Source organism: Actinokineospora enzanensis DSM 44649 (assembly GCF_000374445.1).
GTDB classification, from domain to species: domain Bacteria; phylum Actinomycetota; class Actinomycetes; order Mycobacteriales; family Pseudonocardiaceae; genus Actinokineospora; species Actinokineospora enzanensis.
This window is the reverse complement of record NZ_KB894448.1, coordinates 12461-30089: the sequence shown is the minus strand read 5'-3', so window position 1 is coordinate 30089 and position 17629 is coordinate 12461. Positions and strand designations below refer to the sequence as shown.

General features: G+C 69.6%; 21 protein-coding genes. 10 read left to right on the top strand and 11 right to left on the bottom strand.

The window, feature by feature from the left end:
• Positions 1–53: 53 nt before the first annotated feature.
• On the top strand, positions 54–554 hold the full coding sequence (locus tag C503_RS0133910) for a hypothetical protein (protein ID WP_156893700.1): 501 nt from the start codon (positions 54–56) through the stop codon (positions 552–554).
• Between the two features lie 69 nt (positions 555–623).
• On the opposite strand, the gene C503_RS48680 is transcribed toward C503_RS0133910, so the two are convergent.
• Both C503_RS48680 and C503_RS47070 read right to left on the bottom strand, forming a co-directional pair.
• The gene (locus C503_RS48680) at positions 624–746 is read right to left on the bottom strand and encodes a hypothetical protein (protein ID WP_018686673.1); all 123 of its coding nucleotides are present in this window, start codon (positions 744–746) and stop codon (positions 624–626) included.
• 42 nt (positions 747–788) lie between these two features.
• Entirely contained in the window at positions 789–959 is a 171-nt protein-coding gene (locus tag C503_RS47070) for a hypothetical protein (protein WP_018686672.1), read from the bottom strand.
• Positions 960–1351: 392 nt separating this feature from the next.
• Here C503_RS47070 and C503_RS46460 point away from each other — a divergent pair, with 392 nt between their 5' ends.
• Both C503_RS46460 and C503_RS42785 read left to right on the top strand, forming a co-directional pair.
• Positions 1352–1618 carry a hypothetical protein gene (locus C503_RS46460; RefSeq protein WP_156893699.1) on the top strand — a complete coding sequence of 89 codons (267 nt, stop codon included), beginning with the start codon at positions 1352–1354 and terminating at the stop codon, positions 1616–1618.
• Positions 1618–2283 carry an ISAs1 family transposase gene (locus tag C503_RS42785; protein WP_051115011.1) on the top strand — a complete coding sequence of 222 codons (666 nt, stop codon included), beginning with the start codon at positions 1618–1620 and terminating at the stop codon, positions 2281–2283. The genes C503_RS46460 and C503_RS42785 overlap by 1 nt, the downstream gene beginning before the upstream one ends.
• 288 nt (positions 2284–2571) lie before the next feature.
• Here C503_RS42785 and C503_RS0133890 read toward each other — a convergent pair whose 3' ends face one another.
• From C503_RS0133890 to purD, 7 genes are all read right to left on the bottom strand, one after another.
• Entirely contained in the window at positions 2572–3726 is a 1155-nt protein-coding gene (locus C503_RS0133890; protein WP_018686671.1) for a transglycosylase SLT domain-containing protein, read from the bottom strand.
• 10 nt (positions 3727–3736) lie between these two features.
• A complete protein-coding gene (locus C503_RS41895; RefSeq protein WP_018686670.1) occupies positions 3737–4036 on the bottom strand; it encodes a hypothetical protein in 300 nt (99 codons plus the stop codon).
• Positions 4037–4103: 67 nt separating this feature from the next.
• Positions 4104–4868, bottom strand: a complete 765-nt coding sequence (locus tag C503_RS0133880) for an ESX secretion-associated protein EspG (RefSeq protein ID WP_018686669.1) — start codon at positions 4866–4868, stop codon at positions 4104–4106.
• Between the two features lie 2 nt (positions 4869–4870).
• Positions 4871–6139: a PPE domain-containing protein gene (locus tag C503_RS48675; protein ID WP_018686668.1), complete on the bottom strand. Its 1269-nt coding sequence runs from the start codon at positions 6137–6139 to the stop codon at positions 4871–4873.
• A 10-nt stretch (positions 6140–6149) separates the two neighbouring features.
• A complete protein-coding gene (locus C503_RS0133870) occupies positions 6150–6803 on the bottom strand; it encodes a DUF3558 domain-containing protein (protein WP_169514649.1) in 654 nt (217 codons plus the stop codon).
• Entirely contained in the window at positions 6796–7215 is a 420-nt protein-coding gene (locus C503_RS0133865) for a PE domain-containing protein (RefSeq protein ID WP_018686666.1), read from the bottom strand. The genes C503_RS0133870 and C503_RS0133865 overlap by 8 nt, the downstream gene beginning before the upstream one ends.
• Positions 7216–7305: 90 nt before the next feature.
• The gene (gene purD / locus C503_RS0133860; protein ID WP_018686665.1) at positions 7306–8574 is read right to left on the bottom strand and encodes a phosphoribosylamine--glycine ligase; all 1269 of its coding nucleotides are present in this window, start codon (positions 8572–8574) and stop codon (positions 7306–7308) included.
• A 326-nt stretch (positions 8575–8900) separates the two neighbouring features.
• Here purD and C503_RS0133855 point away from each other — a divergent pair, with 326 nt between their 5' ends.
• A complete protein-coding gene (locus C503_RS0133855) occupies positions 8901–9968 on the top strand; it encodes a glycerophosphodiester phosphodiesterase family protein (protein WP_018686664.1) in 1068 nt (355 codons plus the stop codon).
• Positions 9969–10021: 53 nt separating this feature from the next.
• Here C503_RS0133855 and C503_RS0133850 read toward each other — a convergent pair whose 3' ends face one another.
• Positions 10022–10282: a UBP-type zinc finger domain-containing protein gene (locus tag C503_RS0133850; RefSeq protein ID WP_018686663.1), complete on the bottom strand. Its 261-nt coding sequence runs from the start codon at positions 10280–10282 to the stop codon at positions 10022–10024.
• Positions 10283–10347: 65 nt separating this feature from the next.
• Between C503_RS0133850 and C503_RS0133845 the strand changes: the two genes are divergently transcribed.
• From C503_RS0133845 to C503_RS0133825, 6 genes are all read left to right on the top strand, one after another.
• Entirely contained in the window at positions 10348–11892 is a 1545-nt protein-coding gene (locus C503_RS0133845) for a Na+/H+ antiporter (protein ID WP_018686662.1), read from the top strand.
• Positions 11893–12295: 403 nt separating this feature from the next.
• Positions 12296–12373: a putative leader peptide gene (locus C503_RS48980; RefSeq protein ID WP_156893704.1), complete on the top strand. Its 78-nt coding sequence runs from the start codon at positions 12296–12298 to the stop codon at positions 12371–12373.
• Between the two features lie 70 nt (positions 12374–12443).
• The gene (locus tag C503_RS0133840) at positions 12444–13271 is read left to right on the top strand and encodes an ABC transporter permease (protein ID WP_026316974.1); all 828 of its coding nucleotides are present in this window, start codon (positions 12444–12446) and stop codon (positions 13269–13271) included.
• Entirely contained in the window at positions 13259–14008 is a 750-nt protein-coding gene (locus C503_RS0133835; RefSeq protein WP_018686660.1) for an ABC transporter ATP-binding protein, read from the top strand. Before C503_RS0133840 ends, C503_RS0133835 begins: the two co-directional genes overlap by 13 nt.
• Complete coding sequence (locus tag C503_RS0133830; protein ID WP_018686659.1) at positions 13995–15056, top strand: ABC transporter substrate-binding protein; 1062 nt, start codon at positions 13995–13997, stop codon at positions 15054–15056. The genes C503_RS0133835 and C503_RS0133830 overlap by 14 nt, the downstream gene beginning before the upstream one ends.
• On the top strand, positions 15053–16198 hold the full coding sequence (locus C503_RS0133825; RefSeq protein WP_018686658.1) for an LLM class flavin-dependent oxidoreductase: 1146 nt from the start codon (positions 15053–15055) through the stop codon (positions 16196–16198). The genes C503_RS0133830 and C503_RS0133825 overlap by 4 nt, the downstream gene beginning before the upstream one ends.
• Before the next feature lie 63 nt (positions 16199–16261).
• Here the strand turns inward: C503_RS0133825 and C503_RS0133820 are convergent, their stop codons facing one another.
• Positions 16262–17548 (bottom strand): adenylosuccinate synthase, encoded by a 1287-nt coding sequence (locus C503_RS0133820; RefSeq protein ID WP_018686657.1) that lies wholly within the window; start codon positions 17546–17548, stop codon positions 16262–16264.
• Between the last annotated feature and the right edge of the window lie 81 nt (positions 17549–17629).

Here is a 17629-nt window from a genome sequence, read left to right as displayed (position 1 = left end):
GACCGGGCGGATCGGGCGGCCGCCATGGTCATCGCCAACCTGCGAGCCGGGTGATGGGAGAACGCAAGCCCCTGCGCCGTGTTGCCTGGGTCCTGTTCCTCGGCGGGATCGCCATCACCGCGGTGATGATCGCTATGGGTTGGTTCCTGCTGAGGCACGGCGAGACCGCCGGGCCCGGACACGCTGCGTCATTGCAAGAAGGAGTCGAGGTCGGCGTCTTCCGGCCCGGGGGTGCGGGCGACGTTCCGGACACCACGTTCCGTTGTGAGATCACCTCGGCTACCGACGGGACATGGACCCGTTACCTGAGCTGGGGGACCGTGCTCTCGGACGTCGCCGGCTCCGGCTCGATCACCTGTGAGAACCCTGCCACCGTGCTGAGTGGCCCGGCTGCCACCGCCGTCGGCTTGCTGCGCGGCCCGTTGATCGCCGTGCCCATGTTCGCGGCGGTGATCGGCCTCTTGCTCTTCTTCCCGCGGTTCGCTGGTGCTTGGGCAGGCTTCTCTCGACCGTTCGGCCGTCGGCCTCGTCGCCGAAGTGGGGACGACGGCTAGCTGTTGCGGGTCATGACGTTGGTGACATCACGCAGTGCCTGGCGACGGAGACGGGCCAGGCCGAGCTCGTCAACCGAGCCCGGCACTGTGCACCTGCCACGCGTAGGCGACCAGGAACACCACCGCCAGCCCCGTTAGGGGCCACTCGGTGCGCGCCTCCCACGCCGCCAACCGCGGCTCCTCGTCAGACACGCCCGCCATCCTCGCTCGGGCCGAGCGGTCTGACCAGCGGTGCTAGCGGATCTGCCGGTTCCGCGAGCCGCCCTTGATCGCCCCGTACGCCGCCACCCCGAGGGTCGCCACGGCCGCCACGACCAGCAGCACCACGACGCCCTTCACCAGGAAGCTGAGCACGCTGAACGCCAGCCAGATGACGATGATGGCCCCAATGATCTTCACAAGCATGACCGCCGCCTCCCCAAAGCCTCACTCTTGACCACTCAACGTCCATCCCACCCCCAAACGTTCCCGTCTGTCCACAAGTGAAACCCCGGTCCTTCTCACCCCCGCTCCCGATCCTTCCCAGCCACCATCCCGACCTCCTCCCCGGTCGCTGCGTCAAGATCGACATCCGGCCGCGGGACCGGCCCCTCCCGCCCGGAGACAGGCCCTTGAGGCGATCCTATTTGCGCAGGTTAGGGCAAAGGAAGAGGAGCTGCGCGGGCTATATTGACAACCGCCGGACTCGCGTAATCTCCCGCGTGGGCCCGCCCCCGGGCAATGCCACTTACTTAGCATCTGCGCTGGTCAGGGCTGTCCATTCGGAGTGTTATGTCCATTATGTACGGTCTGAGTGCTTGGGTGACGGTCAGGGCGGGGCCGTGGTGGCGTGTTTGGGCGTAGTCGGGTTTTCGTTTCTTGTATCGGCTTTGGCTTTTCTTGACGACGCGGGGGTAGCTTCGGTGGCGTCGTGGTGGGTTACGGCGTTGGAGTATCTCGGTGATGGTGTCGGTCGTGGTCGTGTGGAGTGTTTCGGGAGGAAAGGCCGCTTGGTCGGTGACCTGGCGGCGGATGGCCTGGAACGAGCGGATGAAGGACAGGCGGTCGACGTCGATGTCATCTGATGGCCGGGATCACCCACCACACCGGGATCGTCGTCGGCCAGCGGCTCGTCCCGCGGGGCGACAGCGAGGTCGCCTGGTTCGCTCCGGTCCTGGACCAGGTCACCGACCTCACCGGGATGGTGATCACCGCGGACACCCTGCACACGACCCGGGAGCACGCCCGCTACGTCACCGGCCGCGGCGGGCACTACGTGTTCGTCGCCAAGAAACAACTGCGTCGCCTGCACGACCTGCTGCGCGATCCGGACTGGACATCGGCCGAGTTCTCATCGAGCGACGACATCGGTCACGGCCGCACCGAACAACGCTCCCTCGACCTGCTGCCCGCCCCTGACGAGATCGCCTTCCCTGGCGCGGCACAGGTTTTCCGCATCACCCGCCGACGCACCGACCATGCCACCGGCAAGCATGAAACCCACACCTGGGTCGGAATCACCGATCTGACAGCACAGCAAGCCACACCAACCCAGATCGCGACACTGCTACGCGGTCACTGGCACATCGAGAACCGGCTGCACCGGGTCCGCGATGTCACCTACCGCGAAGACCCCTCCCGGGTCCGCACAGGCACCGCACCCCCGCCATGGCCACCCTGCGCAACCTCGCCATCAGCGCCCTGCGCATCACCGGAACCACCAACATCGCCCAAGCACTCCGCACCATGACCCGAGACATCACAAGACCACTCACCCTGCTCGGAATCCCCACACCCACCAGCACAAACCGACTTTGACGGACCCCTTCCGGGAGGGCGGGGGTCTATTTTGCGGTGGGGTGGCGGGCGAAAATGGGGACGACTGTCCCTCGATTGGGGAATGGTGCGGGAATGCGGCGCACGGGGCGGGTAATGTTCTGCGTAGTGGGGCGCGGAGGGGGTGGGTTTGGTGACCTGGAATGGAAAAGAGACTGGCCTGCGAAGGGTGTCCGCAGGTCAGAAGTGTTGGCAGGATGGGCTAGTAGCCCACGTAACCGCCGCCGCCGTGGGTTGCTTTGATACCGGGGACGTTGCCGAGGGAGCCGTAGCGGGAAATGGCGTAGTTGACGCCCGCGCAGATGTTGTCGACCGGATTCCAGATGTTGTCGTGGCCGGCAATCTTGTACGACTGGAATGTGGGGTCGATACATTGCATCAGACCCTTGGACGGGGTTCCCTTGGCCGCGTTCGAATCCCAGTTGTTGATCGCGTTGGGGTTTCCGCCGGACTCGTGCTGGATGATTTCCCAGATCAGCTGGGCGTCGGCTTCCGTCACGTTGATGCCGCGGGCGCGGAGTTCGGCGATCGCCTGGCTGATCCATTCCTGGACGTTGCCCGGGGGTGGGCCTGCGGGCGGGCCGCCGCTGGAGCCGAGGCCGCCGCCGCCACCCGCGTGGCCTCCACCACCGCCTCCACCACCACCGCTGTGGCCGGAGCCGCTGGAGGAGCCGTGACCGTTGGTGGTGGCATGGCTGCCGTTCTGGGCCTGCGGCGCCGCGGTGGACGTCGAGGTGGCCGCGGGCGGCGTCGGGGTCCAATCGATCGGTTTGCCCGGGGTGGGGGTGAAGGCCTGGGTGTTCGGGTCCGGAATGGAGGAGAAAGTCGGGTTGAGCGTGTGGCCGGACAGGGCAGACGCGGCGGTGGCGACGGCGTCCTCGGCGTGTTGGATCTGTTGCTCGACGCGGCCGGAGTAGCCCGAGGCGAGGTTGTCGAGGTAGCCGCGCTTCTCTTCCTCGGTGGCGTCCTTATTCGCGTTCAGCCACGTTCTCGCGTTGCCGCAGAGCTCACTGAAGATGCCCTCCAGGGCGCTCTTCGCATCGCCCAGGCCGGAGGCCGCGGTCTGTAGGTCGGCCGCGGCGGCGGTGAGCACGTCGTGCACCGAGGTGCTCGCCTTGCCGAAGGTGGCCATGTACGCCACGAAACCGTCCGCAGAGGTGCCCTGCCAGGCGCCGTCCAGCTGCTTGACCGTGCCGTCGATCTTGGCCGCGGAGTCCGCGCAGGCCGTGCCCGCCTTGGTGAACCGGGCGCCCAGGTCGCCGATGGCGCCCGGGTCGGCCTGGTAGACCTTGTTCGCCGACTCCGCCAGCCGCGCGGCGACCCCACCCAGGCCCGCGGCCTCTTCCCTCGCGGTCACGCTGTCCCCCTCAGGCCCGCATCGACTGCGCGGACGCCTGCTCGTTGTTGGTCACCGACTGGCCGATGGCGTCCAACGCGCGGTCGATGGTCCCCAGCAGCGTGCCCGCTTTGTCCACCTCGGTACTCGCGGTCTGCGCCAGCTTGCGCACCGCCTCGGCCAGGGCCGCCGAACTGGGCAGGGTGCCGAAAACCGAACCAACGGCGTCACGCGGCAGGTCGTCCCCGGAGGCCGCCATCGGGCCTACCTGACCGGACACCGCGGCGCGGCATTGCTCGATGGCCTGCAGGTTGTAGTTCGCGCCTGACACGGGTGCCCCCTCAGCGGTTCGGTGCGCTCGGGTCAGACGGCCCGGACCGCTACCCGGTTCCCCGCGTTCACACCTCGTCCAGCAATTCCCACACGCAACTGGCAATTCGGGCATTGTCGGCGGGCGCGAGCGTGCTCCACAGGCGACCGTCATTGCTCGGCCGCGCCAGGTAGACGTAACGGCCGCGGTCAGTGTCGTGGAAGCACACCACCCTGCCCGCGCGTTGCCGCCGTTGGCCCCGCCCGAGCCGCTCCACCCCGAACTGACCACGCACCGCCAACCCGGCCACCATCGACGCCACGGTCTGCGCGTCGTAGAGCGGCGCCCCACCCTGGTGCAGCGGGGTGATCATGTTCTGCGGCTCGCCCGCCGACCGCTTGTCCGCGTCCAACAGCAGATCGGTGGGCAAGCTCACAGAACGCCCCGGACCCGCGGGCGCCTCACCGGCGACCGACACCGCCGCCTCCGCGAGCGCGGTCGCGCGCGCCGCGATGAGCCAGACCTGGCCTGCATCGACCACGGCCAAACCCGCCTGGTCACCGGAGGCCACGGCCAACGCGCGGATCTCGCGGTCCGTCCACACCCAGCTATCGATGCTCATCTGAGCGTGCGCGAACAGGCTCAACCGGTCGGCCAGCTCCGGCACGGCCCGCCCACCGGACGCCAGCCCACGCCGCTCCAACTCCGCGAACGCGCCCGCCACCAGCTCGGCCCGCTCGGTGTGCGTCTTGCCTGGGCTGGGGACATCGAGCACGACGTGCTTCATCGGCAGCCGCTCGGACTCCCACAGCACGTCGAACTCAAGGGCGGACAGGACAATGCTGCTGGACAACGTTAGTCGTCTTCACCGAGCACGGGAGCCACCACGAGCCGCTCGTCGCCGAACACGTCCTCGGAGTCGATGCCGTACTTGCGCACGTGCTCATCGTCCTCTTCGCCGTTCACCCCGGCCCCGGCCGCGGGCTGCATCAACGACGACGACCGCCCAGCCTTCCCTCCGGCCAACCGCTCCGCATTCCTTGCCGCCCGCGCCTGCTCCTCCGGCGCCTCGGCCAACGCACTCATCCGTCGGCTCGCCTCCGAGCCCTCGACTGCGCCCTTGCCGCCACGAACCAGCCGGTCCTTCTCCAGGCTCGCACCGGCCGCCGCACCCGCGCCACCCGCACCCGCGATCCCGGCCACGGCTGCGATGTCACCCATGAGACCACCAGGGAAACCGGGGCGGATGCCGTTCATACCGGACACGGAGTTCGGCATGCCCGGGAAGCCTGGGACGACCGGGCCTACGCCGGACACGCGACCGCCGACGGGAGTGCCCGGAATGCCGGGAACGCCTGGGGTGCCGGGGGTTCCCGGTTGGAGGCCGCCTTCGACGGGGGAGAAACCGCCTACGCCCGGGGTGCCGGAGAAGGAGCCGACCTGGCCGCCGGGGCCGGTGGTGACAGCGCCGGGCATGCCGAAGCCGCCGGTGCTGCCGCCTGGGGTGTAGGCGCTCTGACCGGTGGTGACACTTCCCGGAGACGTCACACCCTGAGGAGTCGTGGACTGCGAGACCAGGTTGAGGCCCGGCGGGATGGGCAACGCCTGGAAGTTGTTCAGCGCGCTCTGGCTGCCTCGCGCGTAGTTGTTCATCGCTGCCGCTGCCTGCTGATGTGCGGCACGGGTCCGTTCGACCTCGGCGGCGTGGTCGGTGGTGAGGCCGAAGGCGCCGAGAGTCCGGTCCACGAAGGTCGTCTGGGTCGCGCCCCGGAGGTCCTGCCCGTCCGGTGCGGCATTGCGGGTGGTCGAGAAGCTGTCGCCCTGCTGGCTCACGCCACCGGCGGACTGGGCCACGTTGGGCACCGCGTCCGACGCGAAGACACTGGCGTTCTGCGTCGCCTGTACCCCTTGGTCCGCGGCCGCGCCCTCCCAATACACGCCGATCGACATGAGCTGCTGGCGAAGATCGTGGTCGATCTGAGCAAGCCCCTTGGCGATACGCAGCAACGCGGTCACTGCCCGGTGCAGGCTCTCGGCTCCGGGACCACCACGGAGCAGGTCGAGTTGCTCCGCCAGCTCCTCATAGCCGTAGCCCTCGAACCGCAGATCACCCAGCCCTGTCATCGCAAGCCCCTCACCTAGACAACGTGGTGACCGCAAGCCCCGCGGCCTGCGCGCCCATGTCGCACATCTGGTCCAACGAGTAAGTACCCCGGCGAAGCACAGTCATGGTGATCAGGAGCTGCTGGCCCTTGGCGACATCGACAGCGATATTGCAGTCGAAAGCATTGGTCTGCGTACCGCCACGCAGGTAGTAGCGCGCTGCCGCGTATCCGTTGACCGACACCAGTGTGGCGTCGACATTGCGCTTTCCGGTCAGCCAATCCTCGATGCCGCCGTTCGTCACCAGGATGAGGGCGTAATCGTAGTCGGTGTCGGTCCCCTGCCCGTTGACGTCGAAGACACACTCCTTGGCACCCTTGAAGACCTCGTTGTCACCGGTACGCGGCCGGGGCGAGCGGCTCACCTTGAGCTGGGCCAACTGGTCCTGGGTGTACAGGGTGCAGGGGTCGACACTGTCGATCCGCAACTCTTTCGGACGTGGCGGGATGGATACCGAAGGCGGCGAGGACGACGGTCTCGACTTCTTGGTGGAAGTCACGTCCGAGCCTTGCTCGGTGGTCCCGACCCCGCCCACCTCCGTTGCCCGGCCCGGGTCGGTCGTCGTACAGGCCGTCGTCGACAGCACCAATGCGGCGGCCAGGAACAACAGACCGCGCTTACCCACGCGCGCCACCGTTGAGCGCATGGAAGATGTCGTCCTCGGTGTAGCCGTACTGCTTGGCACTGGCGGTCAGTTGGGTGATCAGGTTGTGCAGGCCATCGATGTACAGCTGGATCCGCTCCCGGTACGAATCCGGATCTCCGCTGAGCCGGGCGTTCCAGGCATCGGTCATCTGGCCGCTCACATCGTCATCGCCCGGCGGCACCACGGTGAGGTCCGCGGTGGCCTGCTCGACGTCGTTCCGGAGCGCGTCCGCGCTGCTTTGGATGATCTTCACCGCGGCGAGGACGTTGTCCTTGCTCACCACGAAATGCCCGCCAGCAGGCGGGGTGGCACGGGCGATCGACTCGCCCACCTCGGCGAGGGTCCGGCCGATCGCGCTGAAGATGCCGCCAGAGGACGGGCCTGCGTTCATTGAGTGGCACCCCCGAGTACGCATCGTGACGGTGAGGTCTCGGGGACGAGGCTACCAACGTGCCGGGGGTGCCAACCCGGGTTCGGGAAACTAGTGGTGCGCGGGGAGGGCGATTTCGCCGTTGAGGGCGCGGAGGGCGATGTCGGTGCGGTGGTGCGAACCGGCCAGGTGGATGGCGTCGACCTTGCGGTATGCGTCGGCTCGGGCGGTGGACAGGTCGTCGCCGGTGCCGACGATGGCGAGGACTCGGCCGCCCGCGGAGACGAGGGCGCCGTCGTCGCGGCGGCGGGTGCCAGCGTGTAGGACGCCGTCGGCTTCGGCGCCGGTGATGGTGTCGCCGGTGCGGGGGCGGCCGGGGTAGTTGTCGGCGGCGACGACGACCGTGACCGCGTAGCCCTCGGCCCAGTCCAGGGGTGGGTGGCCAGCAAGGGTGCCGTTGGCGGCGGCGTGGAGGAGGCGGGAGAGGGGGCTGCGGAGAAGGGCGAGGACGGATTCGGTCTCCGGGTCGCCGAAGCGGCAGTTGAACTCGATGACCTCGGGGCCGTTGCTGGTCAGCGCGAGGCCGCAGTAGAGGAGGCCGGAGAACGGGGTGCCGCGGTGGGCCATCTCGGTGACGACCGGGCGGATGATCCGCGTCACGATGTCGTCGACCAAGCCGTCGGGGGCCCAGGGGAGCGGGGCATAGGCGCCCATGCCGCCGGTGTTGGGGCCCGCGTCGCCGTCGCCGACGCGTTTGAAGTCCTGGGCGGGAATGAGGGGGATGACCGTGCCGGTCGCGTCGACCACGCAGAACAGGGAGACCTCGGGGCCGTCGAGGTAGCTCTCCAGCAGGACCGGGTGGCCGCCGTCCAGCAGGGTCATGGCGTGCGCGCGGGCGGTCGGCAGGTCGGCGGTGACGACCACGCCCTTGCCCGCGGCCAGGCCGTCGTCCTTGACCACCCAGGTGGGGCCGAAGCGGGCCAGGGCGGCGTCCAGGCGGGCCGGGTTGTCCACGATCTCGCTGTGCGCGGTCGGCACGCCCGCGGCGGTCATCACGTCCTTGGCGAAGGACTTGGAGCCCTCGATGCGGGCGGCCTCGGCACCTGGGCCGAAGCAGGCGATGCCCGCGCCGCGCACCGCGTCCGCGACCCCGGCGACCAACGGGCCCTCGGGCCCGATGACGACCAAGTCGGCCTGCCAGCGGGTGGCCAGCTCGACCACGGAATCGCGGTCGGCGGCCTCCACGCCGTAGGACTCGGCGAGCGCGGCGGTCCCCGCGTTGCCCGGGGCGCAGGCCAGCGCGACCACCTCGGGGTCCTTGGACAAGGCCAGGACCAGGGCGTGTTCACGGGCGCCGGAACCGATAACCAGGACTCGCACGGTCGTCGAGCCTAGAGGCCCGCCGCGCGGAACCGGCAACCAGCCCACAACGCCCGCCCGGGAAGATCGACAACTACCGCCTGCCTGGCCGTGGTCAGCGGGACCGGATCGGGTCGCCCCAAGATCGTTTACGGACGGTGACCGAGTGCGCACCCGGGCGTTCATCCGCACGTCGGCGGCCGGTCGCCGCGGGGTGGTTCCGATTTCGCGGCCCGCGGCGAGGGTGGCCCGGTCACGAGGGTGACCGAGCACGAGGAGGAACCATGCAGGCTATCCGGAGGGTCGGTGTTGCCGTCTCCGCCGTGGCCCTGCTAGGCGTTGCCACCATGAGCACCGCCAGCGCAGGCCCGGAGCAGGTCGACGACCGGCACGGCGGCGGGCACAGCGCCCAGCCGCTGGTCATCGGCCATCGCGGGGCCTCCGGCTACCGCCCCGAGCACACCCTGGCCAGCTATGAGCTGGCTGCCCGCATGGGTGCCGACTACATCGAGCCGGACCTGGTCTCCACCAAGGACGGCGTGCTGGTCGCCCGGCACGAGCCGGAGATCGGCGGCACGACGGACGTGGCGAAGCACACCGAGTTCGCCGATCGGAAGAAGACCAAGGTGCTGGACGGTGTGAACGTCACCGGCTGGTGGACCGAGGACTTCACCCTCGCCGAGCTGAAGACCCTGCGGGCCGTGGAGCGCATCCCGGACATCCGCCAGCGCAACACGATCTACAACGGCCGTTACGAGGTGCCGACCTTCCAGGAGGTCATCGACCTCAGCAGGCGCCTGTCCCGCGAACTGGGCCGCGACATCGGCATCTACCCCGAGACCAAGCACCCGACGTACTTCCGCAAGCTCGGCCTCGACCTGAACCCGAAGCTGGTCGACGCGCTCAACCGCAACGGCCTCAACCGGCCCGGCGCCAAGGTGTTCGTACAGTCTTTCGAGGTCGGCAACCTCCAGGCGTTCAAGGGCAAGCTGCGAGTCCCGCTGATCCAGCTGACCTCGGCCTCCGGCGCGCCGTACGACTTCGTCGACCGCGGTGACAAGCGCACCTACGCGGACCTGCTGACCCCGGCCGGGCTGCGCGAGGTGGCGCGGTACGCGGACGGGATCGGGCCGGACAAGAACCAGGTCATCCCGCGGGACGCGGCGGGCAACCTGGGGCAGCCGAGCCCGCTGGTGGCCAATGCGCACGCGGCGGGTCTGAAGGTGCACCCGTACACCTTCCGCGCGGAGAACAACTTCCTGCCGACGAACCTGCGCTCGTCGAGCGTGCCCGCGGAGTACGGCAACCTGTTCGGCGAGCTGTCGGCGTTCTGGGCGGCGGGTGTGGACGGCCTGTTCACCGACAACTCGGACATCGCGGTCGCCTCGCGCGCGGAGACCTTCCCGCGTCGTTGACCCCGGCGCGCGGACGGGCCGTCACCGCATGGTGACGGCCCGTCCGCGTCCGCTCACACGATCCGGTTGTCCACGTAGCACCAGCGCCAGTTCTCACCCGGTTCGTACGAGCGCATCACCGGGTGCTCGCTGTGCTGGTAGTGCGCGGTCGCGTGCTTGCGCGGGCTGGAGTCGCAGCACGCGATGTGCCCGCAGGTCAGGCACATCCGCAGGTGGACCCAGAACCGGTTGCCCTCGGCAACGCAGTCGCGGCACTCGTCGGTGGCGTCCACGGCCACGTCGGCGGGCAGGGTCTCGGTGTGTTCGCAGGCCATTGCCCACTCCTTTCACGCCGGAGGTTGCGTGGGTAATCCTTGCCTACGACGACGAGGAGGCTCGGGTGGAACTACTCCTGCTGCTGGCGGGATCTCTGGCGGTGGCCGCGGCGGCCCGCAAACTGGACTGGCCCGCGCCGTTGCTCCTGGTCGCCATCGGGTTGGGGGTGTCATACCTGCCCGGACTACCCGATTTCCACCTCGATCCCGAGTTCGTGCTGGTGCTCGTGCTGCCGCCGCTGCTGTACTCGGCCGCGCTGGAGAGCTCCTACCTGGACATCAAGGCGAAGATCCGGCCCATCGGGATGCTCGCGGTGGGGCTGGTGCTGTTCTCCACGGTGGTGGTCGGGCTGGTCGCGCACATGATCGTGCCAGGGCTGCCGCTGGCGTCGGCGCTGGTGCTGGGCGCGGTGGTGGCGCCGCCGGACGCGGTCGCGGCGGTCGCGATCGGACGCAGGCTGGGCCTGCCGCGGCGGAGCATGACCTTGCTCACGGGCGAGAGCCTCGGCAATGACGCGACGGCGTTGACCGCGTTCCGGGTGGCACTGGCGGCCGCGACCGGCATGGCCGCGTTCTCCTGGGTGGACGGCGTGGTCACGCTGTTGATCACATCGGTGGGCGGAATCGCCATCGGGCTGGTGCTGGGTGTGGTGGTGCACGCGATCCGGCTGCGGCTGGGTGACGGCATCCTGGAGAGCGCGCTGGGGATGCTTGTGCCGTTCGGGGCCTACCTGCTGGCGGAGGAGCTGCACACGTCCGGTGTTCTGGCGGTGGTGGTCGCCGGTCTTTACCTGGGCCACAACGCGCCCGCGGCGGGGTACTCGACGCGCTTGCAGGAGACGGCGGTGTGGCGCGCGGTGGACGTGTTGCTGGAGTCGCTGGTCTTCGCGTTGATCGGCCTGCAGCTGCGCAGCGTGATCGCGGAGGCTCATCCGGATGGGGCGTTGCTGGCCGCGTCCGGCGTGGTCCTGCTGGCGGTGATCGTGGTGCGGTTCGCGTGGATCTTCCCCACGACCCACCTCACGCGCTGGCTGCTGCCGCACATCCGCAAGCGCGAGGCACGACCGGACTGGCGGTCGCTGACGGTGATCTCCTGGGCGGGCATGCGCGGCGTGGTCTCGCTGGCCGCGGCGGCGGCGATCCCGGAGAACATGCCGGGGCGGGACGTGGTGGTGCTGCTGACGTTCGTGATCACGGTGGGGACGCTGCTGATCCAGGGGATGACGCTGCCCACGCTGATCCGGCGGCTCGGGGTGCAGTCGGATGACGAGCAGGGGCGGGTGCTGGCCGAGGCGCAGGTGCAGAACACGGCGGCGCAGGCGTCGGTGAACCGGCTGGACGAGCTGCTGGACGAGGGCGACATCCCGGAGCACCTGGCGGAACGGCTGCGGGCTATCGCGGAGCACCGGGGCAACGCGGCGTGGGAGCGGTTGGGGCGGCAGGAGATGGAGAGCCCGGCGGCGGCGTTCCGGCGGTTGCGGCGGCAGATGCTGGACGCGGAACGGGTGGTGTTCGTGCAGGCCCGGGACCGGGGCGAGATCGACGACGAGATCCTGCGGCGGGTGCAGCGGGAGCTGGATCTTGAGGAGGCGGCGCTGTCGCGGGAGTGAGGTTGGGCCGGGTTGTCCACAAGGGGGCGGATTCGTCCACAGGTGCCGGTCGGGGGGTATTGACAGCGGTGATGATCACCTACGTTCGTCTTTAGTGGGCCCACCCCCTGGTGGGGCGGGGCCTGCCTGGGGGAGTTGCCTTGGGGCGAGGCCTGCCTTGGGCGGGGTTGCCTGGTGGTGAGTTGTGCGGGTCCGGCTCGGCCATGCTGCCCAGCGGCTGGTGGCCCGTCCCGCAGCGCTCACGGTGCCGGGGTGGCGGTGCGGCTGCCAGGTCGGGGACGGTGCCGGGCGGGGACGAGGGGGTGGGTGGCGGGAGAAAATGTAACAGCGTGCGGGTTTCCATGATCCGGGATTGAGTGTCCGGTCGTTGACGTCGAGCGGGTGGGAATTCGACACTTTTCGCATGGATGGTGGTCCGGTTCTGGTCTACCGCCTGCATGTCGATCTGCGGCGGCAGGCCAGCGCGATCTGTTCGGTCTGATTTCCCGACCGCATCTCTCCGACGCGCGCCGTGATCCCGTGCGCGTTTCCTCTTCTCCCAGGAGACCCCTGTGTCCGTTTCCACCCTGGGCGCACCCGCACGCGCCGACGTTGTCGAGCAAACCGAATCCCCGCCCGAACGAAGAAAGTCCAGCCGCCTGCCGGATTTGCGGCGGTGGATTAGTCCACTTGCGATAGTGGTGTTGTGGCAGCTCGCCTGCGAGAGCGGGTTGTTGCCGCCGGACAAGTTGAGTTCGCCGTGGACCGTGTTGCAGACCGGTGTCCAGCTGGCGAGCACCGGCGAGCTGGGCGACGCGTTCGTCGTGTCGACCACGCGGGTCGGGGTCGGGTTCGTCGTCGGGGCGGCGATCGGGCTCGGGCTCGGTGTGGTGGCCGGGTTGTCGCGGTGGGGAGACTATCTGGTCGATCCGCCGGTGCAGATGTTGCGGACGTTGCCGTTCCTCGGGTTGATCCCGCTGTTCATCCTCTGGTTCGGCATCGGCGAGGAGCCGAAGATCGCCCTGGTCGCGCTGGGGGTGGCGTTCCCGCTCTACCTCAACGTGCATTCCGGGATCCGGGGCGTGGACAGCCACCTGGTCGAGGCGACCGTGGCGCTTGGCTACACCCGGACCGAGCGCCTGGTGCACGTTGTGTTGCCGTCGGCGTTGCCGAACACGCTGGTGGGGTTGCGGCAGTCGCTCGGGGTGGCGTGGTTGTCGTTGATCGTCGGGGAGCAGGTGAACGCGAGCAGCGGGCTCGGCTACCTGATCAACAACGCCCGGGAGTTCCTGCGCACCGACGTGATCGTGGTCGGCCTGGTGGTCTACGCCGCCCTCGGCCTGGCCACCGACGCGATCGTGCGCCTGGTCGAGCGGAGGGCGTTGCGATGGCGGGCGTGACCGTGTCCGTGCGCGGGCTGACGAAGCGGTTCGGCGAGCGTGCGGTGTTGCGCGGGCTGGACCTGGAGATCGCCCCCGGCGAGTTCGTGGCGCTGCTGGGGCGCAGCGGGTCGGGCAAGTCGACGCTGTTGAAGGTGTTGGCGGGGTTGGACACCGATGTCACCGGCGAGGCCACTGTGGACGGCCAGGTGTCGGTGGCGTTCCAGCAGCCCCGGCTGCTGCCGTGGCGGCGGGTCTGGCGCAACGTAGTGCTCGGCCTGCATCCCGCCGGTGGCAAGAACGTCGGGAACAAGCACGTCGGGGACACGAACACAGCGGGCCGCGATGTCGCGGTCAAGGCACTGTCCGAGGTGCGGCTTGCCGACCACGCCGACGCCTGGCCACGCACCCTGTCCGGCGGCGAGGCGCAGCGGGTCTCGCTGGCCCGCGCGCTGGTGCGGGAGCCGGACCTGCTGTTGCTCGACGAGCCGTTCGGCGCGTTGGACGCGTTGACCCGGTTGGCCATGCACCGGCTGGTGGAGGACCTGTGGCAGCGGCACCGACCCTCGGTGCTGCTGGTGACCCACGACGTGGACGAGGCGCTGCTGCTCGCCGACCGCGTACTGGTGCTCGACGAGGGGCACATTGCCGCCGAGTACCGGCTCACCCATGCCCGACCGAGGCAGCTGTCCGACCACATCGATGTCCGCGCCCGGGTGCTGGGCGATCTGGGAGTGACCGACCGTGCGACCGCGTAACCTGCTCATCCCCTTGGCCGCCCTCGTGCTCGCGGCCTGCGGCACCACCGCGCCCGCCAAGTCCGCCCCGGTGCCCGACGCCGTCGGCACGGCCGACCTGGCCAAGGTGACCTTGAAGGTCGGCGACCAGAAGGGCGGCCAGAAGTCCCTGCTGGAAGCGGCGGGCCTGCTCAAGGATCTGCCCTATCAGATCGAATGGGCGACCTTCACCTCCGGCCCGCCGCTGCTGGAGGCCGCCTCCGCGGGCGCGATCGACGTCGGCGTCGTCGGCAACACGCCGCCGTTGTTCGCCGCCGCGGCGAACGCGAAGATCGCCGTGGTGTCCGGACAGCAGGGCGACGTCTCCAGCGACACGATCCTGGTCCCCGCGGACTCTCCGCTGCGCACGATCGAAGACCTGCGCGGCAAGACGATCGGCGTGGCCAAGGGCAGTTCCGCGCACGGCGTCGTGCTCAACACCCTGCTCGCCGCGAAACTCCAGGTCTCGGACGTCAAGCTGAGCTTCCTGCAACCCTCGGAGGCGTTCGCCGCGTTCACCCAGAAGCAGATCGACGCCTGGGCGATCTGGGACCCGTACACCTCGCAGGCCCTACGGGACGCCAAGGCGCGGATCCTGATCGACGGCACCGGCACCCCCGGCGGCGGCACGGCGGGCACCGAGGCCGGGGCAGGCGCGCTGACCAACGGCTACGGCTTCCTCGTCGCGGGTCGCGCGGCGCTCGACGACGCGGGCAAGAACACCGCGCTGCGCGACTACGTCGTCCGCTACGCCAAGGCCCTCAACTACTCCCGCGCCCACCCCGACGAACGCGCCGCCGCGTGGGCCAAGGAGACCGGCCTCGACCCGCAGGTGGCGTTGGCGGCCGTGCACCGCGGTCTGGATCACCCGATCGACCTGACCGACGCCGTCATCGCGGACGAGCAGCGGCTGGCCGACGCGTTCGTGGCCGCCAAGGTCCTGCCCACCAAGTTCACCGTCGCCGACTTCGTGGACCGGCGATTCGCCGCGGACGTCAAGGCCGTGGCCGACTCCGGAGCGCAGCGATGACCCTGACCCTGCACTGGTTCCTGCCCACCTCCGGCGACGGCCGCACCATCGTGGAACGCTTCCACGCCAACCGCGCCGAGTACTCCGCCCGCCGCGCCCCCGACATCGACTACCTGGCCCAGGTGGCCCGCGCCGCCGAACAGCTCGGCTTCACCGGCGTGCTCACCCCCACCGGCACGTTCTGCGAGGACGCCTGGCTGACCACCGCCGCGCTGATCCGGGACACCACGACCCTGAAGTTCCTGGTCGCGTTCCGCCCCGGCGCCGTCTCGCCGACCCTGGCCGCCCAGATGGCCGCCACCTACCAGCGGATCTCCCGGGGCAGGCTGCTGCTGAACGTCGTCACCGGCGGCGACGCGGTGGAGCAGCACCGTTTCGGCGACTTCCTCGACCACGACCAGCGCTACGCTCGCACCGACGAGTTCCTGGCCATCGTGCGCGGCGCCTGGTCGGGGCAGCCGTTCGACTTCACCGGCGCGCACTACAACGTCGTCGGCGCGACCGTGCTGGCGCCGCCGGACCCGCTGCCGACCGTCTATTTCGGCGGCTCGTCGGACGCCGCCCTCCCGGTCGCGGCCAAGCGCACGGATGTGTACCTGACCTGGGGCGAGCCGCCCGCCCAGGTCGCCGAGAAGATCGCCAGGGTGCGGGCGCTCGCCGCCGAGGAGGGCCGGACGCTCCGGTTCGGCGTCCGCCTGCACACGATCTCCCGCGACACGTCGGCGGCGGCGTGGGCCGAGGCGGAACGGCTGCTGTCGTCCCTGGACCCGGCCAATGTCGAGGCGGCCCAGAAACAGCTGTCGGCCAGCCAATCGGTGGGGCAGCAACGGATGCTGGCGTTGCACGAGGGCGCGCTGGACCGAGGGGTGCGTGGCTTGGAGATCCATCCGGGACTGTGGGCGGGTGTCGGGCTCGTGCGCGGCGGCGCCGGTACGGCGTTGGTGGGCAGTCATGCCGAAGTGGCGGACCTGATCGAGGAGTACCACTCGGTCGGCATCACCGAGTTCGTGCTCTCCGGCTACCCGCACCTGGAGGAGGCCTACTGGTTCGGCGAGGGCGTCTACCCGGAACTCGCCCGGCGCGGCCTCATCGCGGGACGACGTCCGGCGACCGCACCGGGTCTACGCGTCGCCGCGTCCTGACCGAACAGAGCCCAACGGATCCGAACGGGCCGGGTCGCCCCAGTGCGACCCGGCCCCCGAGGATCACGCCATCGGGTGGCGGACGATGGTCTGGTCGCGGCCGGGGCCGACCCCGATCGCGGACACCCTGGCCCCCGACAGCTCTTCCAGCCGTTCCACATAGGCGCGCGCGTTGACGGGCAGCTCGTCGAACGTGCGGCAGTGGCTGATGTCCTCCCACCAGCCCGGCAGCTCCTCGTACACCGGCACCGCGTGGTGCACGTCCGTCTGCGTCATCGGCATGTCGTCCACGCGTGTGCCGTCGACCTCGTAGGCCACGCACACCGGCACCCGGTCCAGGCCGGACAGCACATCCAGCTTGGTCAGGAAGTAGTCGGTGATGCCGTTGACCCTGGCCGCGTAGCGGGCGATGACCGCGTCGAACCAGCCGGTGCGGCGCAGCCGCTTGGTGGTGACGCCGATCTCGCCGCCGATCTTGCGCAGCCGCTCGCCCATCTCGTCGGACAGCTCGGTGGGGAACGGGCCGGAGCCGACCCGGGTGGTGTAGGCCTTCAGGATGCCGATCACCGTGGTGATCCGGGTGGGGCCGATGCCGGAGCCCGCGCTGGCGCCGCCCGAGGTGGGGTTGGACGAGGTGACGAACGGGTATGTGCCGTGGTCGACGTCCAGCAGGGTGCCCTGCGAGCCCTCCAGCAGCACGGTCTCGCCGCGCTCCAGGGCCTGGTTGAGCAGCAGCCGGGTGTCGGCGATGCGGTGCCCGAACTTCTCCGCCGCCGTCAGTACCTCGTCCACCACCGCGTTGGCGTCCAGCGCCTTCCGGTTGTAGATCTTGACCAGCATCTGGTTCTTGATGTCCAGGGCGGCCTCGACCTTCTGCCGCAGGATCTTCTCGTCCAGCAGGTCCTGCACCCGCACCCCGACCCTGGCCACCTTGTCCTGGTAGGCCGGGCCGATGCCGCGGCCGGTGGTGCCGATCTTGGCCTTGCCCAGGTAGCGCTCGGTGACCTTATCGATGGCCACGTGGTAGGGCATGATCAGGTGCGCGTCGGCGGAGATCAGCAGCCGGTCGGTGGCCACCCCGCGCTGCTCAAGGCCCGCCAGCTCGGTGAGCAGCACGCCGGGGTCGACCACGACGCCGTTGCCGATGACATTGGTCACGCCGGGGGTGAGGATGCCGGAGGGGATCAGGTGCAGCGCGAAGTTCTGGCCGTCGGGGAGCACGACCGTGTGCCCGGCGTTGTTCCCGCCCTGGTACCGCACGACCCACTGGACGCGGTCGCCGAGCAGGTCGGTCGCCTTTCCCTTGCCCTCGTCGCCCCACTGGGCGCCGATCAGCACGATTGCCGGCATGTGAAACTCCAGGTGTTGGCAGTGGAGAAACCTGTGGACACCCGTACCCGGGCTGGCTCGGGCGAATGCCGGTGACTGAGA